Below are 24,702 nucleotides of genomic sequence, written 5' to 3' on the forward strand. Positions count from 1 at the left end.
CGGGTCCGGCGGGTGGCGGCGGCCGACGGGGGCGGCCGACGTCGTCGGGTCAGCCGGCCAGCCAGGCCGCGAGCGCCGCGAGGCACGCGTGGACCGCCTCGCGGGGCACGTGCTCGTCGTCCGTGTGGGCCAGGAGGGCGTCGCCGGGGCCGAAGTTGACCGCGGGCACGCCCAGCTGCGAGAACCGCGCCACGTCCGTCCACCCGTACTTGGGCTGGGGCTCTCCCCCGACGGCGGCGACGAACGCGGCGGCGGCCGGCCGGTCCAGACCGGGGCGGGCGGCGGGCGAGGCGTCGTCGATCCGCACCTGGGCGTCCCAGTCCACACCGGCCCCCTCCAGCACCGCGCGGACGTGCGCGTGGGCCTGGTCGAGGGTCTTGTCCGGAGCGAACCGGTAGTTCAGGTCCACGGACGCCTCGTCCGGGATGACGTTGCCCGCGACGCCGCCGGCCACGCGGATCGCGTGCAGCCCCTCCCGGTACTCCAGGCCCTCCACCGTGACCGTGGCCGGCTCGTACGCCGCCAGGGCGGTGAGCACGGGGGCCAGCTTGTGGATCGCGTTGTCGCCGCGCCAGGCGCGGCCCGAGTGCGCCGCGACACCGGGGAAGGTGACGCGATACCGACACGTGCCGTTGCAGCCGCCCTCCACGACGCCGTCGGTCGGCTCGAGCAGCACCGCGAAGTCGCCCTCCAGCAGCTCGGGGGCCTGGCGGGCCACGCGGGCGAGGCCCGAGAGGTCCGAGGAGACCTCTTCGTGGTCGTAGAACACCCACGTGACGTCGTGCACGGGGGTCGGGCCGTCCGCGCGGCCGAAGCGGCCGGCCAGGGCCAGCTGCACGGCGACGCCGGACTTCATGTCCACGGCTCCGCGGCCGTACAGCACGTCCCCGTCCCACGCCGAGGGCACGGTCCCGCGCGAGCCCGGCACGGTGGGCAGGGGCACCGTGTCCAGGTGCCCGGCGAGGATCACGCGGGTCGGCCGCCCCAGAGCGGTGCGGGCGACGACGGCGTCCCCGAACCGCCGCACCTCGAGGCCGCCGAGGGCGCGCAGGGCCTGCTCGACGGCGTCGGCCAGCGGCCCCTCCTCCCCCGAGACGGAGCGCACGTCCAGCAGCGTGGCGGTGAGCGCCGCGACGTCGAGGTCCGGATCGGCGAGGTCGGGCAGGGGCACGGGGGTGAGACTCATGTGTCCAGTCTACGGACGCGCCTCCCACCGCCCTGCAGCGTGCCCCGGCCGCTCATTAGGCTGAGGCGCATGACCCAGACCGCTGCACAGCAGCCCTCCCCCCGTCTCGTCTCCGGCCACGGCCTGGCCACCACGGCCGCCGAAGGCGCCGTCCTGGACGTGTGGTTCCCCGCCCCCGTGGCCGGTCCGCTCTCCGCTGCGGACGCCTCGCTGCGCGACACCCTGCGCGCCCTCGCCGCGGACGACGCGGACCGCGGGACCACGCAGGCCGTCGTCGAGCTGGAGGTCGACCTGGACGCCGCCCCGGCCTCCACCGCGGACGCGTGGCTGCGCCTGCACGCCCTCTCGCACCGCCTGGCGCGGCCGAACGAGCTCAACCTCGACGGCGTCTTCGGGCTGCTCACCAACGTGGTGTGGACGAACCACGGTCCCTGCGCGGTCGCCGACTTCGAGCTGACGCGGGCGAAGCTGCGTGCCCGCGGCGCCGTGCAGGTGTACGGCGTGGACAAGTTCCCGCGCATGACGGACTACGTCGTGCCCTCCGGGGTGCGCATCGGCGACGCGGACCGGGTGCGCCTGGGCGCCCACCTGGCCGAGGGGACGACCGTGATGCACGAGGGCTTCGTGAACTTCAACGCGGGCACCCTGGGGCACTCGATGGTCGAGGGCCGGATCTCGGCCGGCGTCGTGGTGGGCGACGGGTCCGACGTCGGAGGCGGCGCGTCCATCATGGGCACGCTCTCCGGCGGCGGCACCCAGCGGATCGTGATCGGCGAGCACGTGCTGCTCGGCGCGAACTCCGGCGTGGGCATCTCCGTCGGCGACGACTGCGTGGTCGAGGCCGGTCTGTACGTCACCGCGGGCACGCGCGTGAGCGTGCTGCAGGACGGCGAGGCGGCGCGGACTGTGAAGGCCGTGGACCTCTCCGGCGTGCCGAACCTGCTGTTCCGCCGCAACTCCACCACGGGCGGGGTCGAGGCCCTCCCCCGCGCCGGCCGGACCGTCGAACTGAACGCGGCGCTGCACGCGAACTGACCCGGCGCACCCGGCCCCTCCCATCACGGTGGCCAGCACCACCACCCAAACGGGCAAACCAGCTGGCCACCAGTGGGCAGTTCTGATGGCCACCAGCGGGAAGAAACACTGGCCGCCTATGGGCAGAACTCAATGGCCCTTGACAGAGCGACCCGGCGACGGGCGAACTCGAGGCCGACCCGCCGGTGCACCTCACCGTGGCCCGGGGGACGCGACGCGTCCGGCGGGCCGGGCTGATGGACCACCGCAGGCCGCTGGCGCCCGAGTTCGTCACGCTCGTGCACGGCCTGCGCGTCACCACCGTCGATCGCACCTGGCTGGACCTGTGCTCCCTGACTCCCCCGTGGACGTTCGAGGACCTCGTGGCCGCCGGCGACCACGCCGTCCGGCACCCGTGGACGCCCGCGGGCCGGACGGATCCGGCCACCACGATCGCCGCGCTGCGGTCGGCGCTGCACGCGTCCGGACGCTTCCATGGCCGCCCGGCCGCGCGGAAGGCGCTGGATTCCGTTCGCGTCGGGGCGGACTCGCCGCCCGAGACCCGCCTGCGCCTGGCCCTCGTGGCCGGCGGGCTGCCGGAGCCGGAGCTGCAGGCCGCGCTCGAGCCCGGGGACCCCTTCTCCCCCGTGGCCGACCTGGCCTACCGCCGCGTGCGCCTGGCCCTGCAGTACGACGGCGCGGGGCACCGCACGCGGGAGCAGCAGGCGCGCGACGCCCGCCGGGACCGCTATGGGCAGGCGCGCGGCTGGACGACGCTCCGCGTCACCTGGGCGGATGGGCGCGAGGACTTCCGTGGCGTCGTCGCGGTGGTCCGACGCCGCCTCAGCCCCTCCGCCTCGACGTGAGCACGCTCCGGCGAACGCATTGGGGGCGGTTTCGGGTGGTATTCCGTCGGAATACCACCCGAAACCGCCCCCAACGCAGGGTCGGCGCCCCCGGATCAGCGCTGCGGGTACTGGCGCAGCTGCTCGCCCACGTAGATCTGGCGCGGGCGGCCGATCTTGGTGGCCGGGTCCTCCATGAGCTCGCGCCACTGGGCGATCCAGCCGGGCAGGCGGCCCAGGGCGAAGAGGACGGTGAACATCTTCTCCGGGAAGCCCATGGCCTTGTAGATCACGCCCGTGTAGAAGTCGACGTTCGGGTAGAGCTTGCGCTCCACGAAGTAGTCGTCGGCGAGGGCCTTCTCCTCGAGGCGCTGGGCGATCTCGAGCAGCTCGTCGTTGCCGCCCATCTTGCCCAGGATGTCCTCGGCGGTCTTCTTGATGATCTTGGCCCGCGGGTCGTAGTTCTTGTACACGCGGTGGCCGAAGCCCATCAGGCGGACGCCGTCCTCCTTGTTCTTCACCTTCTCCATGAAGTCCTCGGGCGTGATGCCCTCCGACTTGATCTTCCGGAGCATGTTCAGCACGGCCTCGTTGGCGCCGCCGTGCAGCGGGCCGTAGAGGGCGTTGATGCCGGCGGACACCGAGGCGAACAGGTTGGCCTGGGTGGAGCCGACCAGGCGCACCGTGGAGGTGGAGGCGTTCTGCTCGTGGTCGGCGTGCAGCATGAGCAGCAGGTCGAGGGCCTTGACCACGTCCGGGTCGATGTCATATTCCTCGGCCGGCACGCCGAAGCACAGGCGGAGGAAGTTCTCCACGTAGTTCAGCGAGTTGTGCGGGTACATGAACGGCTGGCCCAGCGACTTCTTGAACGCGTAGGAGGCCAGCACCGGCAGCTTGCCCAGCAGACGCACGGTGGAGATGTGGACCTGCTCCGGATCGTGCGGGTCCAGGGAGTCCGGGTAGAACGTGGACAGCCCGGACACGGAGGAGGACAGCACCGGCATGGGGTGCGCGTCCCGCGGGAAGCCGTTGAAGAACAGCTTGAGGTCCTCGTGCACCATGTTGTGGCGCAGGATGTTGGTCTCCCAGGCCTCCAGGGTCTCCTTGGACTCGGGCAGCTCGCCGTAGATCAGCAGGTAGGCCACCTCCATGAAGGAGGAGTGCTCGGCGAGGTCCTCGATGGCGTAGCCGCGGTAGCGCAGGATGCCCTGGTCGCCGTCGATGTACGTGACGGCCGACTTGGCGTTCGCTGTGTTCATGAAGCCCGGGTCGTAGGTGACGTCGCCGGTCTCCTTCAGGAGCGGGGCGATGTTGATGCCGTTGTTGCCCTCTGTGGCGTGCTCGACGCCCAGGTCCAGGCTCTGCTCGCCGACGGTCAGCCGGACGGACTCGTGATGGGTCACGGGTGTGCTCCCTCGTCTTGTCTTCTCGATGGCCCGGGTTCGCACGCCCATGTGGGCGCGCCCACACGGGGACGACTCTGCTCCAAACTATCAAGGACCGGCCCGGGACGCGCGGTCGCTTCCCCCGACGACGGCCCCCGACCCCGGCTCAGCCGGTCCGCGGCCCGCGGGCGGTGAGTCTCGCCGCGGCCCGGGCGACCGCCTCGTCCGTGGCGGTGATCGCCACGCGGACGTAGCCGTCGCCGCCGGCACCGTAGAACACGCCGGGCCCGGCGATGATGCCCAGGTCCGCCAGTTCGCCCAGCAGGTCCCACGAGTCCTGCGCCGTGGCGTCGGCCGGGTCCAGGTCCGCCCGCCGGGTCCACAGGTACAGCCCCGCCTCGGAGTGGTCCACCGTGTGGCCGGAGGCCTCCAGCGCCGTGCGCAGCGCGTCCCGACGGCGGCGGTAGCGGTCCTTCTGCTCCGCGACGTGCGCGTCGTCGGCCAGGGCCACGGCCATCGCATGCTGCACCGGGGCCGGCACGATCATGCCCGCGTGCTTGCGGGTGTTGACCAGGGTCGCCACCAGCTCCGGATCCCCCGCGGCGAACGCGGCGCGGTAGCCGGCGAGGTTGGACTGCTTGGACAGCGAGTAGACGCTCAGCAGGCCCGTCAGGTCGCCGCCGGAGACCTCGTCGGACAGGATGCAGGGCACGACGGCCCCGTCCCACGCGTCCCAGCCGAGCTCGGCGTAGCACTCGTCCCCGCACACCACGGCGCCCACGCCACGGGCGGCGTCGACCGTGCGGCGCAGCGCCGCGGCGTCCAGCACGGCACCGGTGGGGTTGGCCGGCGAGTTGGTCCACACGAGGCGCACCCGCTCACGCACCTCGGGCGCCAGCGCGTCGAGGTCGTCCGCGGCCACGGCCTCCGCCCCGGCCAGCAGCGCGCCCACCGCATAGGTGGGGTAGGCGGCCTCGGGGTGGACGACGACGTCGCCTGCACCCAGCCCGAGCAGCGTGGGCAGCCACGCGATGAACTCCTTCGACCCGACCGTGGGCACCACGGCCGCCGGGTCCAGCCCGGACACCCCGCGGCGCCGGGCGTACCAGTCGACGGCCGCGCGGCGCAGGGCGTCCGTGCCGTGCGTCGTCGGGTAGCCGTGCGCGTCGGCGGCCTCGGTCAGGGCCCGGCGGATCAGCGCCGGCGTCGGATCCACGGGCGTGCCGATGGACAGGTCCGCGACGCCGTCCGGGTGGGCGGCGGCACGCTCGCGGTAGGGGGTGAGCGTGTCCCACGGGTAGTCCGGCAGCGTCAGCATGGGGCTCAGGCGTCGGCGTTCTGCAGGGGCAGGGCGGAGATGATCGGGTGGTCCTTGGCGATCATGCCCAGCTTGGCGGCGCCGCCCGGGGAGCCCAGGTCGTCGAAGAACTCGACGTTGGCCTTGTAGTACTCGGCCCACTCGTCGGGGGTGTCGTCCTCGTAGTAGATGGCCTCGACGGGGCACACCGGCTCGCACGCACCGCAGTCGACGCACTCGTCCGGGTGGATGTAGAGCATGCGCTCACCCTCGTAGATGCAGTCCACGGGGCACTCGTCGATGCACGCCTTGTCCTTGACGTCCACACACGGCAACGCGATCACATAGGTCATGACTGACCGTCCACCTCTCTCTGGGCACGGGGTTGCGGGGCTGCGGTCCAGGGTACTCGCTCCCCCGGACGCGTTTCGCGGGCGGTCACAGTCGCCCGGCGGGGACGCGTGGCACCGGCGGCGACCCCTGCGGGTCGGCGGTCCAGCCGCCGGCCCGCCGCCAGCAGGACCAGGCCGAGCGCCGGCTGACCGACGTTCCAGGCCACGGAGGCGACGACGGCGCCCGGCGCCGCCGCCCACAGGCCGGCCGTCCAGGACACCCCCAGGGCATCGTCCAGCGGCAGGCGCTGCAGGGCCAGGACGGCGGTGAACGCGCCGACGACGACCGCGGCCCCCGCCGGCAGGGCGCGCCCGCCGCGGCCCGCGCGTCGGACCATCCACCAGCGCTGTGTCGAGCCGACGAGCACGAGCGCCAGCACCGCACCCCAGGGCAGGGTCCAGCCGCCCGGCAGGGAGGCCAGGTTCAGATGGACGGCGGTGCCGAGCGCGCCGGCGACGACGCCGAGCAGCGTCCCGCCCACCACGTCGGCGGGCCGGGCGCGGCGGCGGGGGCGATCAGGCACGGGCGCGGGCGCGCGCGGCCTTCAGGCGCTCGTTGGCGTCCAGGACGACCTTGCGGATGCGGATGTCCTCGGGGGTGATCTCCACGCACTCGTCCTCGCGGGCGAACTCGAGGGACTCCTCCAGGGTGAGCCGGCGCGGGGGCGTCAGGCCCTCGAACGACTCGGAGGAGGCCGCACGCATGTTGGTGAGCTTCTTCTCCTTGGTGATGTTCACGTCCATGTCGTCAGCGCGCGAGTTCTCGCCCACGATCATGCCCTCGTACACCTCGGCGCCGGGCTGCACGAAGAAGGTGCCGCGCTCCTGCAGGTTGATCATGGCGAACGGCGTGGCGGAGCCCGCCCGGTCGGCCACGAGGGAGCCGTTGGTGCGGTACTCGATCTCACCGGTCCACGGCTCGTAGCCGGCCGCGTAGGAGGAGGCGATGCCCGCGCCGCGGGTCTCGGTGAGGAAGCGGGTGCGGAAGCCGATCAGGCCGCGGGCCGGGACCAGGAACTCCATGCGGATCCAGCCCGTGCCGTGGTTGGACATCTCCTGCATGCGGCCCTTGCGGGCGGCCATGAGCTGCGTGACCGCGCCCATGAACTCCTCGGGGATGTCGATGGTCATGCGCTCCATCGGCTCGTGGACCTTGCCGTCCACGGTCCGGGTGACCACCTGCGGCTTGCCCACGGTGAGCTCGAAGCCCTCGCGGCGCATCTGCTCGACGAGGATGGCCAGGGCGAGCTCGCCGCGGCCCTGCACCTCCCACGCATCCGGGCGCTCGGTGGGGAGCACCTTGAGCGAGACGTTGCCGATCAGCTCCTTGTCCAGGCGGTCCTTCACCTGGCGGGCCGTGACCTTGGCGCCCTTGACGCGGCCGGCCAGCGGGGAGGTGTTGATGCCCACGGTCATGGAGATGGCCGGGTCGTCCACCGTGATCAGCGGCAGCGGCTTCGGGTTCTCCGCGTCGGTGAGGGTCTCGCCGATCATGATGTCCTCGATGCCGGCGACGGCGACGATCTCGCCCGGGCCGGCCTCCTCCGCGGGCACGCGCTCGAGGCCCTTGGTGGCCAGCAGCTCGGTGATCTTCACGGTCTTCAGGGCGCCGTCCTGGCGGGCCCACGCGACCTGCTGGCCCTTGCGGAGGGTGCCGTTGAAGATACGCAGCAGCGCGAGGCGGCCGAGGAACGGGGAGGCGTCCAGGTTGGTGACGTGCGCCTGGAGGACCTCGCCCTCGGTGTAGGACGGGGCCGGGATGTGCTCCATGATCACGTTGAAGAGGGCCTCGAGGTCCTCGGCCTCCGGCAGGGCGCCGTCGGCGGGCTGGGTCAGGGAGGCGCGGCCGGCCTTGCCCGAGGCGTAGACGACGGGGACGTCCAGCACCGAGTCGAGGTCCAGGTCCGGGTCCTCCTCGGCCAGGTCCGAGGCCAGGCCGAGCAGCAGGTCCATGGAGTCGGAGACGACCCCGTCGATGCGCGCGTCGGGGCGGTCCGTCTTGTTGACCACAAGGATCACGGGCAGCTTGGCCGCGAGGGCCTTGCGGAGCACGAAGCGGGTCTGGGGCAGCGGGCCCTCGGAGGAGTCCACGAGGAGCACGACGCCGTCCACCATGGACAGGCCGCGCTCCACCTCGCCGCCGAAGTCGGCGTGGCCGGGGGTGTCGATCACGTTGATGGTGACGGTCTCGCCCTCGGGGGCGGACGGGCCGGAGTAGAACACCGTGGTGTTCTTGGCGAGGATCGTGATCCCCTTCTCCTTCTCCAGGTCCCCGGAGTCCATGACCCGCTCGGCGACGTCGCCGTGCGTGTTGAAGGCACCGGTCTGGCGCAGCATGGCGTCCACCATCGTGGTCTTGCCATGGTCCACGTGGGCCACGATGGCCACGTTGCGCAGATCGGAGCGGCGGGTTTCGGTCGAGGTCATGGGCGTCCTGTCCGGTTCGACATCAAAGGGGTGGAGGCACACGACGACGGCGGCCCCCGTGCGATTGTACGCGCAGGGGCCGCCGTGGACAGGCGGGCCGGTGGGCCCGGGGTCGGCGGCGGGACGCGCCCGCCGCCGACCCGCGCGGTCAGTAGACGCCCTCGCCGAGGGAGGCGAGGAACTCGCGGCGCTCCTGGCGACGCTCCGCCTGCTGGTCCGGGTCCGGCACGGGCGCCGCCGCCAGGAGGCGACGGGTGTACTCCTCCTTCGGACGGTGGAGCACCTCCTCCGTGGGGCCCTGCTCCACCTGGCGGCCGTCCTTGAGGACGAGCACCTTGTGGGCCAGCATGTCCACCACCGCGAGGTCGTGGGACACGAACAGGCACGCGAACTCGTAGCGCTGCTGCAGCTCCGCGAACATGTCCAGCACGGCGGCCTGGACGGACACGTCCAGGGCCGAGGTCGGCTCGTCCGCGATGAGCACCTGGGGGTCCAGGGTCAGGGCGCGGGCGATGGAGATGCGCTGGCGCTGACCGCCGGAGAGCTCGTGCGGGTACCGGTTCACCACGGAGCGCGGCAGACGCACCGCGTCCAGCAGCTCCTCGGCGCGGGCCAGGCGCGAGCGCCGGTCCCCCACCTTGTGCACGACCATCGGCTCGGTGATGATGTCGCCGATCGGGAACCGCGGGTCCAGCGAGGCCGCCGGGTCCTGGAAGACCACGCCGATGTTCTTGCGCAGGGCGCGCTGCTCGGCCTTGGGCATCGTCGCCAGGTCGTGGCCCTGGATGCGCAGCGAGCCCTCCGCGATGGTGAGCAGGCCGAGCACCGACTTGGCGATGGTGGACTTGCCCGAGCCGGACTCGCCCACCAGGCCCAGGATCTCGCCCGGGGCCACCTGGAAGCTGACGTCGTGGACCACGCGGTTCTTCTTGCCGCGGTGGTCGTACTCGAGGTGGAGGTTCTCCGCCTCGATCGCGTACCGGGCCTGCGTCTGCGTGGCCGTGACCGGCTCCGGCTCCGCCACCTCGAGGGGCTCGCCGAGGCGCGGCACCGCCGAGAGCAGCTTCTGGGTGTACGGGTGCCGGGCGTGCTGGAGCACCTGGTGCACCGAGCCCTGCTCCACGAGCTCGCCGTGGAGCATCACGCACACCCGGTCCGCCATGTCCGCCACCACGCCCATGTTGTGCGTGATGAGCAGGATGCCGGTGTTCATCTTGTTCTTCAGGGAGCGCAGCAGCTCCAGGATCTCGGCCTGGACCGTCACGTCGAGCGCCGTGGTGGGCTCGTCCGCGATGATCACCTTCGGCGAGCAGCTGATCGCCATCGCGATGACGATGCGCTGGCGCTGGCCGCCCGAGAACTGGTGGGGGTACTGCTTGAGCCGGGTGGCGGCGTCGGGGATGCCCACCATGGTGAGCAGCTCGACGGCGCGCTTGTCCGCCTCGGTGCCGTAGGCGATGCCGTGCAGCTCGAGGGCCTCCGTGAGCTGGTCGCCCACGGTGAGGACGGGGTTCAGGGCCGTCATGGGCTCCTGGAACACCATCGCCACCTCGTCGCCGCGGATGTCGCGCAGCTGCCCCGGGGTCATGGTGAGCACCTCGCGGCCGGCCAGCTGCACGGAGCCGGTGATGTCCGCATTGCCCGGGAGCAGGCCCATGGCGGTGGCGCTCGTGACGGACTTGCCGGAGCCGGACTCGCCCACGAGGGCGACGACCTCGCCGGGCTTGACGTCGAACGTCACGCCCTTGACCGCGTGCACCTCGCCGAACTCGGTCGCGAACTTCACGTCCACGTCGCGGAAGGCCAGCACCGGCTCGCCGCCCAGGTCGTCGTGGCGGGCCACGACGCCCATCGCGCTCGTCGCGGGGCCCGGGGGCACGCCGCCGTCGCCGGAGGACCCGGGCACGGCGGCGCCGCGCGCCTCGAGGTCGGCCGACGACGCCGCGTGCGAGCCCTGCCCGCCGGCGGTCACGTCGTTCTCGTTCTTCTTGCCGAACATGGATCGGCCTTTCTTGTCGTTCGCGCTCATCGCTGACCGTCCTCGTCCGCGTCGGAGATCCGTGCGGATCCGCCGGCCTCCTCCACGGGGGCCTCGATCCGACCGGCCGTCGGGGCCGCGGCCAGACCGCCCGCCGTCGTCGCACCGGCCTCGGTGGCGGCCGCGCGGCGGCCGAAGAAGCGGGGCCTGCGGTGGGCGCCCGCACCCTGGCGCGGGTCGAAGGCGTCGCGCAGGCCGTCGCCGAGGAAGTTCACGGACAGGGCGATCGCGAGGATGATCATGCCGGGCCACCAGAACAGCCACGGACGGGTGGTGAACGCGTTCTGGTAGTCGGAGATGAGCAGGCCCAGGGACGAGTCCGGCGCCTTCACGCCGAAGCCGAGGAAGGACAGCGAGGTCTCCAGCAGCACCGCGCCCGCGATGGCGAACGTCGCGTTCACGACGATCACGCCGATCGTGTTGGGCAGCAGGTGCTTGAAGATCAGGCGGCCCGGCTTGGCGCCCATGGCGACGGCGGCCGCCACGAACTCCTTCTCGCGCAGGGACAGGACCTCGCCGCGCACGAGACGGGCCAGGGACGTCCAGGAAACGAGGCCGAGCACCACCGCGAGCGGGAGGATGCCCATCTTCATGCCGCTGGCCATCTGGCCGAGCACCGCGGCGAGCACGAGCAGCGGGATGACGATGATCAGGTCGGTCAGGCGCATCAGCACGGAGTCGACCCAGCCGCCGAAGTAGCCGGACACGGCGCCGACGATCGCGCCGATCACGGTGGAGAGCAGACCCACGATGGCCGCGATGATCATGGACTGCTGGGTCCCGCGCATCACGAGGGCGAAGTAGTCCTTGCCCGTGGTGTCCTGGCCGAAGGGATGCTCGCCCCAGCGGATGCCCTCGCCCCCGAAGGCCTGCGGCACGACCGAGAGCGTCGGGCGGCCGCCGTTCACTACGGAGGCCGCGGCCGTGTAGGACTTGTCCCACCAGCCGGGGATGCCGGCGAAGCCGATGGAGGAGAACGCCATCAGCGTGATGAAGACCAGCACGATCAGGGAGATCATCGCCGCCTTGTGGCGGAAGAACCGCTTGCGGACCAGGGCACCCTGGGAGTAGGACTTCCCGGCCTTGGCGCGGAGCTTGGCGTCTTCCGCCTCCGCGAGGTCGAAGATCTGCTTCTCGTCGAGCTGCGCGCCCGTCGTCGAGGAGTTGTTGGTGGTCATCTGGCTCACACTCGAATCCGGGGGTCGAGGACGGCGTAGAGCACGTCCGCCACGAGGTTCATCAGCACGGCGGCGGTGCCCGTCACGAGGAAGAACGCCATCACGGGCATGGGGTCCACGTCGCGCAGGCCGGTGGCGAACAGCTCGCCCATCCCCTTCCAGCCGAACACCTGCTCCGTGATCACGGCGCCGCCGATCAGGCCGGCGAAGTCGAAGGCCATGATCGTGGTGATGGGGATCAGGGAGTTGCGGAACGCATGCTTCAGGATCACCTGGCGCTCCGGCAGGCCCTTGGCGCGCGCGGTGCGGATGTAGTCCTGGCGCGAGACCTCGAGCATGGAGGAGCGCGTGTACCGCGAGTACGTGGCCACCGAGATGATGGTCAGCAGGATGGTGGGCAGCAGCAGCTGCGCACCGCGGTCCAGGAACACCACCCAGAAGTGGGCGTCCAGGTTCGGGGTGCCCGAGCCGATCGTGGAGATCGGGCGCGGCTTGACCTTCAGGAAGGTCGGCCAGTAGTTCATCAGGTGCTCCGCCACGATCGCCACGCCCATGATCAGGGCGGTCACCAGCGAGGCGGACACGGCCGAGCCCTTGGAGAAGCCGCCGAGCAGGCGGCCCACCAGGATGGCCACCAGCACGAGGATGACGCCGAGGCCGGCCAGCAGCAGCGCGGACGGCGTCCGCCACAGCAGGCCGTAGGTGGCGTAGTAGGCGACGAGGCCGATCGCGGCCGTGACCAGGGCGGCCTTGAGGACCGATCGGTTGCGCAGACCGGAGATCACCGCGGTGGCGCCGACGGCGGCGGCCAGGCCGATGACCAGCTGCACGACCGGGCCCATCTGCGGATGCCGCCAGAAGTCGACGGCGAACAGCACCCAGCCGGCGAGCAGGATGAACGCGGCGGTGGCGCCGAACGTGAAGGCGCGCCGCTTGAGGTCGCCCGCCATGACGGCCTGCAGGACCAGGCCCGCGAGGACGGCGACCCCGATGAGGAGGGGCCAGTTCAGCTCGGGGCTGCGGATCCAGTCGTTGAACCGGATCCCCATGTACTCCTTCAGGAGCACGGCCGCCCAGAACACGGGCAGCGAGAAGAAGAGGAAGATCAGGAACGTGACCACGTAGTCGAGACCGGAGTACTGGCGGATCGCGGTGATGATGCCGATCGCGATGCCGATGATGATCGCCAGGACGGTCGCGAGCACCACGAGGCGCAGCGTGGAGGCCGCGGCGTTGCTCAGCAGGTCACCGACGGACTGACCGTTCCGGCTGAGGCCGAGGTCGCACTGACCGGTGACGCAGCCGCCGATGCCCTGGAGCCAGTCCCAGTACCGGGCGTACCAGGGCTGGTCCAGCCCCATGAATTCGGTGCGGGCGGCGATGAGGGTCTCGCGGTTGGGGTTCTGTGACTCTCGCAGGTCCTGGAGGGGGTCACCCGAGTGGGCCACGAGGAAGAAGAGCAGGATCGACGCGCCGAACAGCACCAGGAGGGAGCTGCCGAGGCGCTTGAGGATGAATTTCAGCACAACAGGGGGTGACCTTCCGTGCGAGTGCAAGGGAAAGGGAGGGGTGCGGGTTCGCCGCGGTTCACGGCCAGAGCCCGGCCGGTGCCCGGCCGGGCTCTGTCCTCGATCCCGACGCCGGCGGTCCGCGGGAGGCGGACCGCCGGGTCAGAGGTCAGCGGGGCGTCACTCCTGGACGCGGACCCACTGCTCCACGTTCCACAGCGCACCCGACTGGGCGGCGGTGTCGCGCACGTTGGCGACGTCGGCCTTGTGGCCGACCAGACCCGGGTGAGCGTACAGCGGGATGGCCTGGAAGTCCTCCCAGAGCAGCTTCTCGATGGTCTTGACCTGCTCCAGCTGCTCGTCCTCGTCCAGCGAGGTGGCGAGCTTGTCCCAGGCCGCGTCCACCTCGGGGTTGTTGTAGCTCTGCTGGTTCTGAGCGCCGTCCGACTGGTAGATGTTCGCGCCGGAGGCCTTCTGGCCCGAGCCGGCCCAGGCGTAGAGGGCGGCGTCGTAGTCACCGGCCGGCATGACCTCCTTGAAGAACACCGGCGAGTTGGTGTCCTGCACGTCGAAGCCGGCCTGGTCGCAGGAGCTCTTGATGAGCGCGACGGTCTCGGTGCGACGCTGGTTGCCGGCCTGGTAGCCGAGGCGGACCGTGGGCTTGGAGACGCCCGACTTCTCGACGAGCTCCTTCGCCTTCTCGATGTTCGGCTCGTCCATCTCCTTCGGGTAGGCCTCGTCCACGACCTCCTGGTACTTGTCCTGGAAGGGGAAGACCTCACGCAGGTTCATGACCTGGGCGTCCGCATAGATCGGCTTGATCAGGTTGTCCACGATCTGCTGGCGGGGCAGGCAGAGGGCGAAGGCCTCGCGCAGCTCCGGGGAGTCCGCGAAGACGGAGCCCTCGCCGCGGTTGTAGTCCACGTGCTCCCAGGTCAGCTGGTCACCGGTCTGGACGTTGACGTCCTCGCCGAGGCCCTCGAGCTGCTGAAGGGTGTCCACGGTGGCCTGCGGCTCGATGACGTCGAGGTCGCCGTTCTGCAGGGCCTGCACGTGGGTCTTCGGGTCGGCGAAGCGGAGGACGAGCTCCTTGGTGGCCGGCGGGGTGCCCCAGTACTCGGGGTTGGCCTCGAGAGTGATGGACTGGCCGGCCTGCCAGCCGCCGTCCTTGAACTTGTAGGGGCCCATGGAGGGCACCAGCGAGGCGTCCGGCAGCTCGCCGGGGCTGAAGTCCCAGCCGTCGTTCCAGAACTCGGCCGCCGGGGTGAGCGCCTCGACGTCCTTCTCCTTCGCGGCGGTGACGAGCTCCTCGAAGCTCATGCCCGCCTCCTTGGCGACGATGTGCGCCGGCAGCGCGGTGCTGATGAGGATCTCCCAGTCCGCGTAGGGCTCCGGGTAGGTGACGGTGAACTCCTTGCCGTCGGCCTCGCCCTCGGGTGCCTCCGGGATGTACTTGCCCTGCTCGAAGGAGATCGAGTCGAACAGCGGGGTCTCGGAACCCTCCGCCTTGACCGTGTCGTTGTTCGCGGCCCAGTGGAAGATGAAGTCGCCGGCGGTGACGGGGGTGCCGTCGGACCACTTGGCGTCGTCGCTGATGGTGTACTTCACGGTCAGCGGGTCGTCCGAGGTCTTCTCGTACGTGCCGAAGTCCTTGTTCGGGATGATCGAGCCGTCGGTGCCGAAGTACCAGAAGGAGGAGAACAGGCGGTCCACGACGGCCGAGTTGTACGTGGTGTACGTGTTCGACTGCAGGCCGTTGTAGGACAGGAAGTCATCGGCGCCCACCGAGTAGGCGATGGAGCCGTCCTGGGTCTCGACGTCGCCCAGGTCGGCCAGCTCCGGCCCGGAGGCCTCGGCGGTGAGCTTCTGGCCCTTGTCCCCTTCGATGACGTTGCCGGCGCCCGAGTCGCCGCCCTGGCCGGCGCCGGAGCCGCTGCTGCTGGAGTCGCCTGCGTTGCCGCCGCCCGGGGCGCACGCGGAGAGGATGAGGGCCGAGCCGGCGGCCAGGGCCGCGGCAGCGGAGAGCTTCGTGTACTTCATGGAAGGTGCTTCCGTTCATGAGAGGTGCAAGGACGTCGCGCGCCCCCATCCCTGTAGGGATCTGGCGGTGCGAGGCGACCCCCGGGCCGTTCCGCCGAGACGGGACGTTCCGTGAGATGGACCACACTGTAGCGGGCACATTCCGATTCGCGAAAGTCCGGACCTGGATCCGTCTCAGCCGTGTCGCACAGCGGTCGCCGACACCCCGGCAGACCCCGGCACGGCGCCGCTCCGCCCGGGCGGCGGCGCGGTCAGCGACGACGGTCCGCCAACAGAGTCCGCACGGCCCACGCCCCGCCCATGCCATGGACGCCGGCGCCCGGCGGGGTGGAGGCGGAGGCCAGATACAGCCCGGCCCGGCCCGCCCGGTGCGGCCGGGACGACGCAGTGGGGCGCAGGAGCGCGCGCGCTCCCGCGAGCGATCCCCCCGCGATGTCGCCGCCCACGAGGTTCGGGTTCCACGCCTCCAGATCGGCCGGGCGCATCGCGACCGCGGCCTGGATCCGGTCCCGGAAACCGGGTGCGTGCCGCTCCACCTCCGCCTCGATCAGCGGACGGACGTCGCCGGGGTGGCCGTGGGGCACATGGGCGTAGGACCAGACGACCGTGTGCCCCCGGGCGGGCCCGGTGGCCCGTGTGGGGTCCGCCGCCTGCTGCTGACAGAGCATGACGAAGGGCCGCGCCGACATCCGGCCGGCCGCGACGTCGTCCTCGGCCCGCCGGATCTCGGCGGCGGTCCCGCCCAGGTGCACCGTCCCCGCGCCCGCGAGCCGGGCGTCGCGCCACGGGATCGGCCCGTCGAGCAGGAAGTCGACCTTGGACACGGACGGCCCGGGGCGCCACCGGCGCAGGGCGGCGGCGTAGCGCGGCGGCAGGCCCGTGCCGGTCAGGCGCAGCACCTGGCGCGGGGTCAGGTCCAGCACGACGGCGTCCGCGGCGGGCAGCGCGCGCAGGTCCGTGACCTCGTGACCCAGGTGCAGGCGCCCGCCGTGCGCCCGCAGCACCGCCACGAGCGCGTCGACGATCGCCCCCGACCCGCCGCGCGCCACCGGCCAGCCCGAGCTCATCCCGAGCGCGCCGAAAAGCGCACCGAACGCCGCCGTCAGGGGCCGGCTCGAGGGCAGGATCGCGTGGGCCGCCGAGCCCGTGAACAGGGCGCGGGCGGCCTCCGTGCGGAACATCGCCCGGCCCAGCAGATCGGCCGGCCACGGGGCGCGCAGGCCGAAGCGGGCCATCGCCACCGGATGGGGCGGGGGTCGCAGCACCGGGCCGAGCGCGCCCGCCAGGATCTCGTCGACGTGTTCGACCAGGGCCCCGTGCACGGCCCGCCAGGCCCGCGCGTCGACGCCGAGACCCGCGGCGGTGGCCTCGAGGTCCCGGTGCAGGAGGGCGGCCGGCCCGTCCGGCAGCGGATGTCCCATCGGCACGGCCGGGTGCAGCCAGGCGAGCCCGTGGTCCGTCAGCCCCAGCTCCCGGAACACGGGGCTGGCGACGCCGAACGGATGGCCCGCCGCCCCGAGGTCCACCACGGTCCCCTCCCCCAGCACCGGCGCGGACGCGCACGCACCGCCGGGCACCGGGGCCCGCTCGAACACGTCCACCTCCCAGCCCTCGCGGGCCAGCAGGGCGGCGGCGGTCAGGCCGTTGGGTCCGGCGCCCACGATGACGGCGCGGCCCGGCTCGACGCCCCGGGGCAGGGCGAATCCGGGGCCGGCGGCGATTTCGGTCATGGTCTCCTCCTGTGGTCCCTAGGATGGTCGCACCCCGCCCGCCGCCCGTCAGGAGGCACTCCCCCGTGGACCCGTTCTGGACCGCGCTCGCTCTCACGACGTTCGCCGGGCTGGCCACGGTGCTGGGCGGCGTCCTGGCGATCGTCGGACGCGAGCCCTCGGGCCGTGGGCTGGGGGCCGCCCTCGGCCTCGCCGCGGGCGTCATGCTCGCGGTCTCCTTCCTGGAGATGCTGCCGGCCTCCGTCGAGGGGCTGGGCGGGGCGGTCGGCCCCGCGGCGACCGCCGTCGCGGTGGCCGCCCTGATCCTCGGCGCAGGCGCCTACGTGCTGCTCGAGCGCGCCGTCCCCGACCCCGTCTCGGAGATGCCGGGCGACGTCGACGACCCGGCCGGCCTGGACCGGCGGCGGATGCTGCGCCTGGGCACGGTGACGGCCCTGGCGATCGGCCTGCACAATCTGCCGGAGGGCTTCGTCACCTTCGCCGGCACCCTGCAGGATCCGTCGGTGGGCCTCGCGCTGGCCGTCGCGATGGCCGTGCACAACGTTCCCGAGGGCGTGGCCGTGGCCGTGCCCGTGCGGCAGGCCACCGGATCGCGGCGCAAGGCCTTCGCGTGGGCCGCGTTCACGGGGATCGCGGAGCCGCTGGGCGCGCTGATCGGCTGGCTGCTGCTGGCCCCGTTCCTCACACCCGCGCTCCTGGCCGCCGTCTTCGCGGCCGTGGCGGGCGTGATGGTGACCGTGAGCCTCGACGCGCTGCTGCCCGCCGCCCGGGCGGCCGGGGGCCGCGCCGCGGCGCTGGGCGGCGTGCTGCTGGGCGTGGCCGCGATGGCCCTCTCGCTGGACCTGCTCTCCTGAGCGCCGGGGGGCCGGTCAGTTCACGAGGGCCGGCTGCAGGACCGCCTCGGCCTCGCGCACCTCGCCGTCGGCGGTGCGCCACTGGACGGTGATCCGGTCCCCCACGTTGTGGTCGTTGACCAGGCGGGACATCCGGGAGGCGTCGTCGCCGACGGCCCGCCCCTCGATCTCGAGGATGACATCGCCCTCGACCAGGCCGATCTGCTCGGCCGCCGAGCCCGCGTCCACCTGCATGACCACGACGCCGACGTCGGGATCCGCGCCGACCATGATGCCCAGGGCGCCGTCCGCGCCGATGCTCACGGTGTCCGTCTCCTCGCCCGAGAGGACCTGGTCCACCACGTCGAAGGCCACCTCCAGCGGGATCGCGAAGCCGTCCACCTCGTCTGCGGTGGTCCCGTCGCTGGCCGCCACGGTCACGCCGACCACCTGGCCGGCGTCGTCCACCACCGGGCCGCCGGAGTAGCCGGGCACGACGTCCGCGTCCGTCTGGATCAGGCCGGACAGGCGCGCGTACTGATCGGTGCCCTCGGCCGCGGCCATGATCGAGCGGTCCGTGCCGAGCACGGTGCCGCGCACGGCCGTCAGATAGCCCTGGCCCCCGCCGTTGCCGACGGCGGCCACCTGGTCCCCGCGCCGCACCGGGTCCAGCGAGACGCTGGCCACCGGCAGGTCTGAGACGCCCTCGACGTCGAGCACCGCGATGTCGTGCTCGGCATCGCGCCCGAGCACCGTGGCCGTGTGCCGCGCGCCGGTGTCCGCGACCACCACGTGCACCTCGGAGGAGTCCTCGACTACGTGGTAGTTGGTCACCGCCAGCCCGTCCGGGGAGAGCACCATGCCGGTCCCCGTGCCGGTGCGGGCGCCGAGGGCGGTCTCCACGAGGAGGATGCCCGGGGCGTCCGCGACCGGCTGGCCCGGGTCCAGGGACGAGCCGTCGTGGGCCGATGCGGACCAGTCCACCGTCACGCCGTCGTGGATGTGGGTCAGGCCCGCCGCGAGCGCGCCCGCCTCCCGGGCGGGGGCCTCGGCGGCGGGCACGGTCGGGGCGGAGTCCGCGGCGACGTCGACCATTCGGCCGGCGAGGAGCGCGGTGAGGCCCCCCGCCAGGACCAGCGCCCCGAGCACGCCGAACAGCGCGATGACGAACGCCAGGGGCGAGCGTCGTGCGCGCGGCGGCCAGCCCGGCGGCGTCACGCTCAGCCCCGGGCGGCCGCCAGGGCGGCCTCGTAGTCCGGCTCCTCGGAGATCTCGGGGACGAGCTGGGCATGACGGACCACGCCGTCGGCATCGACCACGACGACGGCGCGGGCCAGCAGGCCCTCGAGCGGACCGTCGGTCATGCGCACGCCGTAGTCGTCGCCGAACGACGAGCGGAACACAGAGCCGCTGCGGACGTGGTCGATGCCCTCGACCGAGCAGAAGCGCGCGGCGGCGAACGGCAGGTCCGCGGACACGGCCACGACGGTGGTGTCCCCGAGGTCCGCGACGCGGGAGTCGAACTCGCGGACGGAGGCGGCGCACACGCCGGTGTCCAGGGACGGGAAGATGTTCAGGATCACGCGACGGCCGCGCAGCTCCCGCAGGGTCACCGGGGACAGGTCCGCCCCGGTGAGGGTGAAGTCGGGGGCGGGGGCACCCACCTGGGGCAGCCCACCGACGGTGTGGACGGGGGTGCTCTTCATGTGGGTCGTCGCCATGGGGACAGCCTAGGATGGGCGCGGCCGGACGGGAGCGCCCCGCGCCCTGCTCGGCGGACGGCGAACACGGAGGGACCGACCATGACCGAGCCCATGACGTCCAACGTCACCGACACGGCGCTGCTGTTCGAGGGCGGGGGGATGCGCGCCGCGCTCACCTCGGCCGTGGTGGCGGAGCTGCTGCGCGAGCGGATCCACGTGGACTTCGTGGCCGGCATCTCGGCGGGCTCGTCCAACGCCGTGAACTACCTGTCCCGCGACCCGGCCCGTGCGCGGCGCTCGTTCGTGGACTTCGCCGACGATCCTCGGTTCGGCAACTGGCTGAGCTTCCTGCGCGGCAAGGGCCTGTTCAACGCCGAGTACATCTACGAGCACGCCGGCCTGCCCGAGGCGGACCTGCCCTACGACTTCGCCACGTTCCGCGCGAACCCCGCCCGGCTCGTGCTGGGCGGGTTCGACGCCGCGAGCGGCGAGACCCGCTGGTGGGACCGCTCCGACATGACCACCCTGACCGACCTGATGGTCCGCGTCCGCGCGTCGTCCACGATGCCGGTCCTCATGCCCCCCGTGCACGCCGAGGGCACCGTGTTCGTGGACGGCGCCCTCGGCGTGGACGGTGGGATCCCGCTGACCGCGGCGGAGGACGCGGGGTTCGAGAAGGTCCTCGTGGTCCTGACCCGGGAGCGCGGGTACGTGAAACGGCCCGAACGGTTCCCCTCGTTCTACCAGCGCACCTTCCGGCGCTACCCCGCCGTCGCGGACGCCCTGCTCACGCGCTGGCGCCGGTACAACGCGACCCGCGAGCGCCTGTTCGAGATGGAGCGGCAGGGACGGGCCTATCTGTTCGCGCCCGAGACCATGCCCATCGCCAACGGCGAGCGGTCCGTGGCCAAGCTGGCCGCCGCCCACGAGCTCGGCCTGGACCAGGTGCGCCGCGAGATGCCGGCGATCCGCGCGTTCCTGGGGCTGCCGGCGTCCCGCTGAGCCGCGCCTGATCCGATCGGCGGGTCAGGCCTCGGCGCGGGCGGCCGAGTCCGGCAGGCCGAACACCGAGTCGAACGCGTAGGCGTACACCGCGGCGTAGACGAGGAAGAACACGAGCAGGCCAGCCTCGATGAGGAACGCCTCCCCCAGCCCGACGCCGAGGATCAGCGCCACCGCGGGCACGAGGAACACGATCAGACCGCCCTCGAAGCCGACGGCGTGGGCCACGCGCACCCACCAGGGCCGGCCCGTGATGCCGAGGCGGCGTTCGAGGGTCTCGAACACCGAGTTGAACACGATGTTCCACAGCAGGGCCACGGTCGAGGACACGACCGCCACGGCGAGCGAGGGCCCGCCGCCGTTGCCGAGCGCCGCCAGGATCACGGTGGTGAAGAGGATGGCGAGCAGCTCGAAGACCACCGCGTAGACCACGCGGCGCAGCAGGGGCGTCCGGAACACGCGGCGGCGCACGAGCGCGTCCCGGCCTCCCGGGCCCCGCGGCACGTCGGAGGGCGGCGTCGACGCGGGGTCGACGCCCGGGCGGGCGCGGCGGGTCTCGGACACGGCGCCCAGCCTAGGGCTGGCACCGCAGGGCGCCGAATCCGGCGGAACCGGCCGCCCGCCGTCGTCGTGCCTCGGCCACGGGGCGGGCGCGCCTTCACCGCGCCCCGGCCGCCTGCCTAGAGTTCGAGGCATGAAGCTCACCGATGACCTGCTGCAGAAGTTCAACGACCAGATCACCCTCGAGTTCGAGGCGTCCATGGTCTACCGCCAGCTCGCGATCGCCGCCGACGACCTGGACCTGTCCGGGATGGCCGCGTGGCTGCGGCACCAGGCGGACGAGGAGATCGTCCACGCGAACAAGTTCATCGACCACGTCGCCGACCGGGACAGCTTCCCGACGATCGGCGCCATCCCGGCCCCGCCCGTGCAGGCCGGCCTGTCGGCCCTGGAGATCTTCCGGGCCGCGCTCGCGCACGAGCAGAAGGTCTCCGAGGCGATCCGCGAGCTGTACCGGGCCACCGAGTCCGCGGGCGACCTCAACTCGCGCCCGCTGCTGAACTGGTTCCTGGACGAGCAGATCGAGGAGGAGGCCACCGTCTCCGAGATCGTGGGCCAGCTCGAGCTCGTCGGCGACGACGGCTCGGGCCTGCTCCGCATCGACGGCCGCCTGGGCTCCCGTCCTGTGGAGACCACCGAGAACGACGCCTGAGCCCACCGGCGGCCTCGTCGGCCGCGCGCGCACCGGCCCGGTCCCCCACGGGGCCGGGCCGGTGCGTGTCCGTCCTCGCCGCTATGCTCAACCTGCGCCCTGCCCGCGCACCGGCGCGCCCGTCGGACCCACCCCAGGAGGAACCATGGTCGGACTCGTAGCCCTGCTCGACGACGTCGCCGCCCTCGCCCGCCTCGCCGCCGCGAGCGTGGACGACGTGGCCGCCGGAGCGGGACGAGCCGCGGCCAAGGCGGCGGGCGTGGTGGTCGACGACGCCGCGGTGACCCCGCAGTACATGGCCGGCGCGGCCGCGGCCCGCGAGCTGCCGATGATCTGGCGGATCACCAAGGGCTCCCTGCGCAACAAGCTCGTGTTCATCCTGCCCGCGCTGCTGCTGCTCGACTGGCTCGCCCCCTGGATCCTGCCGTGGCTGCTGCTGGCCGGCGGCACCTACCTGTCCTATGAGGGCGCGCACAAGGTGTGGGGCAAGCTCACCGGCCACGGGCATGCCGACGACGAGGAGCCCGCCGTCGAGCGGGGTCCGGAGGCCGAGGACACCGTGGTGCGCGGGGCCATCACCACGGACTTCATCCTGTCCCTGGAGATCATGGTCATCTCCATGAACGAGGTGGCCGACCTGGGCTTCTGGATGCAGGCGGCGATCCTGGCGGTGGTGGCCGTCGTCATCACCGCGGGCGTGTACGGGGTGGTGGGGCTGATCGTGAAGATGGACGACGTCGGCCTGCACCTGCACCAGAACGCCTCCACCTCCGGCGGCCGCTCGTTCGGCGCCGGGCTGGTCAAGGCCATGCCGCACGTGCTGCGCGTGGTGACCGTCATCGGCACCGTGGCGATGCTCTGGGTGGGCGGCCACATCGCCCTCGTGGAGCTGGACGCGCTGGGCGTGCCGTGGCCCTACGCCGTGCAGCACGGGATCGTCGAGCCCGTCACGCACGCCGCCGGCGCGTTCCTCGGCTGGCTCACGGAGACCGCGACGTCGGCTGTGTGGGGCCTGCTCTGGGGCTCGGTCGCGCTCGGGGTGGTCCTGCTCGTCGGACGCCTGCGCGGAAAGAAGGCCGCGCCCGCCCACTGATGCGGCGGCTGACGGGTCCGCCCCCACCAGCGCCCGACGCTGAGGCCCGCAGACGCGCCGCTACGCACGGAACGTAGCGGCGCGTCTGCGGGCCTCGGCGCTGGCTCCGTCTCCCGACGGGCCCCGTCAGTCGGCGGTGAGGAAGGTGCGCACCGCGGAGACGAAGGCCTCGGGCTGGTCGGCGTGCAGCCAGTGGCCGGCGTCACGGACGGTCACGCGCACGACGCGCGGGAACAGCTCCTTCATCCGCGGCACGTCCTCGTCCTGGACGTAGTCCGACTCGGCGCCGGCCAGCCACAGGACCGGATGGTCGAACACGCGCTCCGGATCCTCGGGGACCACCGGGTCCGGGAACGAGCCGATCTCCCGCAGGTGCTCGAAGAGCATGGCCACGTTGGGCTGCCATGCGAAGTGGCCGGCCGTGCGCCGCAGGTTCTGCAGCAGGAAGCCGCGCACCCGCGCGTCGTGGACGTGCTCGGCCATGGCCGCGTCGGCCTCGGCCCGCGAGTCGTACGCGTCCAGGTCCATGCGCAGCATGGTGCCCAGCAGGTGCACGAACTCGTCCGTGGCCTGCGGTGAGAGCCGCGGGGAGATGTCCTCCACGATCAGCCGGTCCACGAGCTCCGGGTGCCGCAGGGCGAGCACCATCGCGACCTTGCCGCCCATCGAGTGGCCCAGCAGGTGGACCGGCCCGTCGGCGGCGAGGCCGGTGCGCAGGTGGGCGGCCACCCGGTCTGCGATCTCGCGGTAGTCCACCCGGTCCGTCCAGGGCGAGGCGCCGTGGTCCGGCAGATCGATCAGCTCCACCGTGAAGTCGTCCCCCAGCTCCTTGGCCGGGCCGGTGAAGTTCCGGCCGCGGCCCATGAGGCCGTGCAGGAACGCGACGCGGCGCGAGCCCTCCCCGATGCGGGTGGAGGCCAGGGGGGCGTCGGACGGGGCGGAGGCGGCGGCGGTCGTGTTCACTCGACTCAGGCTAGCGCGGGACCGCGCCGGCGCCTCCCCCGCCTTACAGTCATCTCGACTCTCTGAGATGGGCGCGAACAGTGTCATACTGACCCGAACAGCCCCGCCAGTCCGCCCCGGGAGGTCCCATGCCGGTCGCTGAGGCCCGCGTCAGCGTCGCCGTGTCCACGGCCGTCTTCGGCGTGCGCCCGGATCCGCACGGCGTGCCCCGCCTCTGCGTCGCCCTCGTCCCGCGAATGCGCGAACCGTTCCTGGACCGGTGGGCGCTGCCGGGCGCGTGGCTCGGCGCGGACGAGGAGCTGGCCGACGTCGCCGCACGCGTGGCCGCCGAGTGCGTGCCCGGTCCCGTCCGTCGCCTCGAGCAGCTGGCGGCGTTCGGCGCCGTGGACCGTTCCCCCACCGGACGCGTCCTCACGGTGGCCCACTGGGCGCTCAGCCCCGCCCTGGACGACGACGGCGCCGCCCCGGCGTCCAGCCCGGACCCGGACGTGGCCGGGCTGCCCATCGGGGTCCATGTGCGCTGGCACCGGGCCGACGCGCCGCCCGCGCTGGCGTTCGACCACGCGCAGATCCTGGCGGCGGCCGTGGCGCGCCTGCGCGCGGACCTGCCGCGAACCGGCGTCGGGCACGCGCTGCTGGGGCCCTCCTTCACCCTCGCCGAGCTGCGCGCCGTGCACGAGGCCGTCCTCGGCCGCGGCCTCGACGCCGCCAACTTCCGCCGCGCCACCCTCGAGGAGACCGGCGAGGTCCGCGGCGGCACCCCGCACCGCCCGCCCAAGCTCTACCGGTACCGGCCCGCCGGGCCCGGGACCGACCCCGATCCCGCCGGGCCGGACGCCCGCCGCTGACCCACCA

At 72.7% G+C, this 24,702-nt stretch carries 22 protein-coding genes; 7 read left to right on the forward strand and 15 right to left on the reverse strand.

The window, feature by feature from the left end; translation table 11 throughout:
- Positions 1 to 49 precede the first annotated feature (49 nt).
- Positions 50 to 1,186, reverse strand: coding sequence for a succinyl-diaminopimelate desuccinylase (gene dapE, locus J1M41_RS03425; RefSeq protein WP_098092273.1), 1,137 nt, complete (start codon positions 1,184 to 1,186; stop codon positions 50 to 52).
- Between the two features lie 69 nt (positions 1,187 to 1,255).
- On the opposite strand from dapE, the gene dapD reads away from it, so the two are divergent.
- Both dapD and J1M41_RS03435 read left to right on the forward strand, forming a co-directional pair.
- Positions 1,256 to 2,221, forward strand: a complete 966-nt coding sequence (gene dapD, locus J1M41_RS03430; RefSeq protein ID WP_206451150.1) for a 2,3,4,5-tetrahydropyridine-2,6-dicarboxylate N-succinyltransferase — start codon at positions 1,256 to 1,258, stop codon at positions 2,219 to 2,221.
- A 236-nt stretch (positions 2,222 to 2,457) separates the two neighbouring features.
- Positions 2,458 to 3,066: an endonuclease domain-containing protein gene (locus J1M41_RS03435; protein ID WP_241247690.1), complete on the forward strand. Its 609-nt coding sequence runs from the start codon at positions 2,458 to 2,460 to the stop codon at positions 3,064 to 3,066.
- Between the two features lie 95 nt (positions 3,067 to 3,161).
- Here the strand turns inward: J1M41_RS03435 and J1M41_RS03440 are convergent, their stop codons facing one another.
- From J1M41_RS03440 to J1M41_RS03485, 10 genes are all read right to left on the reverse strand, one after another.
- Positions 3,162 to 4,448 carry a citrate synthase gene (locus J1M41_RS03440; RefSeq protein WP_206451151.1) on the reverse strand — a complete coding sequence of 429 codons (1,287 nt, stop codon included), beginning with the start codon at positions 4,446 to 4,448 and terminating at the stop codon, positions 3,162 to 3,164.
- A 148-nt stretch (positions 4,449 to 4,596) separates the two neighbouring features.
- Positions 4,597 to 5,748, reverse strand: coding sequence for a succinyldiaminopimelate transaminase (gene dapC, locus J1M41_RS03445; RefSeq protein WP_206451152.1), 1,152 nt, complete (start codon positions 5,746 to 5,748; stop codon positions 4,597 to 4,599).
- A 5-nt stretch (positions 5,749 to 5,753) separates the two neighbouring features.
- The gene (gene fdxA / locus J1M41_RS03450) at positions 5,754 to 6,080 is read right to left on the reverse strand and encodes a ferredoxin (RefSeq protein ID WP_002855160.1); all 327 of its coding nucleotides are present in this window, start codon (positions 6,078 to 6,080) and stop codon (positions 5,754 to 5,756) included.
- On the reverse strand, positions 6,077 to 6,643 hold the full coding sequence (locus J1M41_RS03455; RefSeq protein ID WP_206451153.1) for a hypothetical protein: 567 nt from the start codon (positions 6,641 to 6,643) through the stop codon (positions 6,077 to 6,079). Before J1M41_RS03455 ends, fdxA begins: the two co-directional genes overlap by 4 nt.
- Positions 6,636 to 8,546: a translational GTPase TypA gene (typA, locus tag J1M41_RS03460; RefSeq protein WP_002855163.1), complete on the reverse strand. Its 1,911-nt coding sequence runs from the start codon at positions 8,544 to 8,546 to the stop codon at positions 6,636 to 6,638. The genes J1M41_RS03455 and typA overlap by 8 nt, the downstream gene beginning before the upstream one ends.
- A gap of 148 nt (positions 8,547 to 8,694) precedes the next feature.
- Positions 8,695 to 10,575: an ABC transporter ATP-binding protein gene (locus tag J1M41_RS03465; protein WP_170747754.1), complete on the reverse strand. Its 1,881-nt coding sequence runs from the start codon at positions 10,573 to 10,575 to the stop codon at positions 8,695 to 8,697.
- A complete protein-coding gene (locus J1M41_RS03470; RefSeq protein WP_036316460.1) occupies positions 10,572 to 11,762 on the reverse strand; it encodes an ABC transporter permease in 1,191 nt (396 codons plus the stop codon). The genes J1M41_RS03465 and J1M41_RS03470 overlap by 4 nt, the downstream gene beginning before the upstream one ends.
- 5 nt (positions 11,763 to 11,767) lie before the next feature.
- Complete coding sequence (locus J1M41_RS03475) at positions 11,768 to 13,288, reverse strand: ABC transporter permease (protein WP_206451154.1); 1,521 nt, start codon at positions 13,286 to 13,288, stop codon at positions 11,768 to 11,770.
- A gap of 162 nt (positions 13,289 to 13,450) precedes the next feature.
- Positions 13,451 to 15,310: an ABC transporter family substrate-binding protein gene (locus J1M41_RS03480; RefSeq protein WP_206451155.1), complete on the reverse strand. Its 1,860-nt coding sequence runs from the start codon at positions 15,308 to 15,310 to the stop codon at positions 13,451 to 13,453.
- Between the two features lie 251 nt (positions 15,311 to 15,561).
- Positions 15,562 to 17,040: an NAD(P)/FAD-dependent oxidoreductase gene (locus tag J1M41_RS03485; RefSeq protein WP_206451156.1), complete on the reverse strand. Its 1,479-nt coding sequence runs from the start codon at positions 17,038 to 17,040 to the stop codon at positions 15,562 to 15,564.
- A 65-nt stretch (positions 17,041 to 17,105) separates the two neighbouring features.
- Here J1M41_RS03485 and zupT point away from each other — a divergent pair, with 65 nt between their 5' ends.
- On the forward strand, positions 17,106 to 17,894 hold the full coding sequence (gene zupT / locus J1M41_RS03490) for a zinc transporter ZupT (RefSeq protein ID WP_145951347.1): 789 nt from the start codon (positions 17,106 to 17,108) through the stop codon (positions 17,892 to 17,894).
- Positions 17,895 to 17,909: 15 nt separating this feature from the next.
- On the opposite strand, the gene J1M41_RS03495 is transcribed toward zupT, so the two are convergent.
- Together J1M41_RS03495 and tpx are read right to left on the reverse strand one after the other, a co-directional pair.
- Positions 17,910 to 19,091 carry a trypsin-like peptidase domain-containing protein gene (locus J1M41_RS03495; RefSeq protein WP_206451157.1) on the reverse strand — a complete coding sequence of 394 codons (1,182 nt, stop codon included), beginning with the start codon at positions 19,089 to 19,091 and terminating at the stop codon, positions 17,910 to 17,912.
- Between the two features lie 2 nt (positions 19,092 to 19,093).
- A complete protein-coding gene (tpx, locus tag J1M41_RS03500) occupies positions 19,094 to 19,594 on the reverse strand; it encodes a thiol peroxidase (RefSeq protein ID WP_049147477.1) in 501 nt (166 codons plus the stop codon).
- Between the two features lie 81 nt (positions 19,595 to 19,675).
- Here tpx and J1M41_RS03505 point away from each other — a divergent pair, with 81 nt between their 5' ends.
- Positions 19,676 to 20,578 carry a patatin family protein gene (locus tag J1M41_RS03505; RefSeq protein ID WP_095353682.1) on the forward strand — a complete coding sequence of 301 codons (903 nt, stop codon included), beginning with the start codon at positions 19,676 to 19,678 and terminating at the stop codon, positions 20,576 to 20,578.
- Positions 20,579 to 20,602: 24 nt separating this feature from the next.
- Here J1M41_RS03505 and J1M41_RS03510 read toward each other — a convergent pair whose 3' ends face one another.
- Positions 20,603 to 21,142 carry a PACE efflux transporter gene (locus tag J1M41_RS03510; protein ID WP_078025867.1) on the reverse strand — a complete coding sequence of 180 codons (540 nt, stop codon included), beginning with the start codon at positions 21,140 to 21,142 and terminating at the stop codon, positions 20,603 to 20,605.
- Between the two features lie 130 nt (positions 21,143 to 21,272).
- Here J1M41_RS03510 and J1M41_RS03515 point away from each other — a divergent pair, with 130 nt between their 5' ends.
- Together J1M41_RS03515 and J1M41_RS03520 are read left to right on the forward strand one after the other, a co-directional pair.
- Complete coding sequence (locus J1M41_RS03515; protein WP_020626453.1) at positions 21,273 to 21,791, forward strand: ferritin; 519 nt, start codon at positions 21,273 to 21,275, stop codon at positions 21,789 to 21,791.
- A gap of 145 nt (positions 21,792 to 21,936) precedes the next feature.
- Positions 21,937 to 22,884: a DUF808 domain-containing protein gene (locus J1M41_RS03520; protein ID WP_049147473.1), complete on the forward strand. Its 948-nt coding sequence runs from the start codon at positions 21,937 to 21,939 to the stop codon at positions 22,882 to 22,884.
- Between the two features lie 126 nt (positions 22,885 to 23,010).
- Here J1M41_RS03520 and J1M41_RS03525 read toward each other — a convergent pair whose 3' ends face one another.
- Positions 23,011 to 23,847 (reverse strand): alpha/beta fold hydrolase, encoded by an 837-nt coding sequence (locus tag J1M41_RS03525; protein WP_098092247.1) that lies wholly within the window; start codon positions 23,845 to 23,847, stop codon positions 23,011 to 23,013.
- Between the two features lie 128 nt (positions 23,848 to 23,975).
- Here J1M41_RS03525 and J1M41_RS03530 point away from each other — a divergent pair, with 128 nt between their 5' ends.
- Entirely contained in the window at positions 23,976 to 24,695 is a 720-nt protein-coding gene (locus J1M41_RS03530; RefSeq protein WP_206451158.1) for an NUDIX hydrolase, read from the forward strand.
- Positions 24,696 to 24,702: the final 7 nt, after the last annotated feature.

Source organism: Micrococcus sp. KRD096 (assembly GCF_017168495.1).
GTDB lineage: Bacteria > Actinomycetota > Actinomycetes > Actinomycetales > Micrococcaceae > Micrococcus > Micrococcus luteus.

What these genes read in the sequence shown, in the direction of transcription:
- dapE (WP_098092273.1), bottom strand. Translation starts at nt 1,186, where the DNA reads ATGAGTCTCACCCCCGTGCCCCTGCCCGACCTCGCCGATCCGGACCTC.
- dapD (WP_206451150.1), top strand. Translation starts at nt 1,256, where the DNA reads ATGACCCAGACCGCTGCACAGCAGCCCTCCCCCCGTCTCGTCTCCGGC.
- J1M41_RS03435 (WP_241247690.1), top strand. Translation starts at nt 2,458, where the DNA reads ATGGACCACCGCAGGCCGCTGGCGCCCGAGTTCGTCACGCTCGTGCAC.
- dapC (WP_206451152.1), bottom strand. Translation starts at nt 5,748, where the DNA reads ATGCTGACGCTGCCGGACTACCCGTGGGACACGCTCACCCCCTACCGC.
- fdxA (WP_002855160.1), bottom strand. Translation starts at nt 6,080, where the DNA reads ATGACCTATGTGATCGCGTTGCCGTGTGTGGACGTCAAGGACAAGGCG.
- typA (WP_002855163.1), bottom strand. Translation starts at nt 8,546, where the DNA reads ATGACCTCGACCGAAACCCGCCGCTCCGATCTGCGCAACGTGGCCATC.
- J1M41_RS03465 (WP_170747754.1), bottom strand. Translation starts at nt 10,575, where the DNA reads ATGAGCGCGAACGACAAGAAAGGCCGATCCATGTTCGGCAAGAAGAAC.
- J1M41_RS03470 (WP_036316460.1), bottom strand. Translation starts at nt 11,762, where the DNA reads ATGACCACCAACAACTCCTCGACGACGGGCGCGCAGCTCGACGAGAAG.
- J1M41_RS03480 (WP_206451155.1), bottom strand. Translation starts at nt 15,310, where the DNA reads ATGAAGTACACGAAGCTCTCCGCTGCCGCGGCCCTGGCCGCCGGCTCG.
- J1M41_RS03485 (WP_206451156.1), bottom strand. Translation starts at nt 17,040, where the DNA reads ATGACCGAAATCGCCGCCGGCCCCGGATTCGCCCTGCCCCGGGGCGTC.
- tpx (WP_049147477.1), bottom strand. Translation starts at nt 19,594, where the DNA reads ATGGCGACGACCCACATGAAGAGCACCCCCGTCCACACCGTCGGTGGG.
- J1M41_RS03505 (WP_095353682.1), top strand. Translation starts at nt 19,676, where the DNA reads ATGACCGAGCCCATGACGTCCAACGTCACCGACACGGCGCTGCTGTTC.
- J1M41_RS03515 (WP_020626453.1), top strand. Translation starts at nt 21,273, where the DNA reads ATGAAGCTCACCGATGACCTGCTGCAGAAGTTCAACGACCAGATCACC.
- J1M41_RS03520 (WP_049147473.1), top strand. Translation starts at nt 21,937, where the DNA reads ATGGTCGGACTCGTAGCCCTGCTCGACGACGTCGCCGCCCTCGCCCGC.
- J1M41_RS03530 (WP_206451158.1), top strand. Translation starts at nt 23,976, where the DNA reads ATGCCGGTCGCTGAGGCCCGCGTCAGCGTCGCCGTGTCCACGGCCGTC.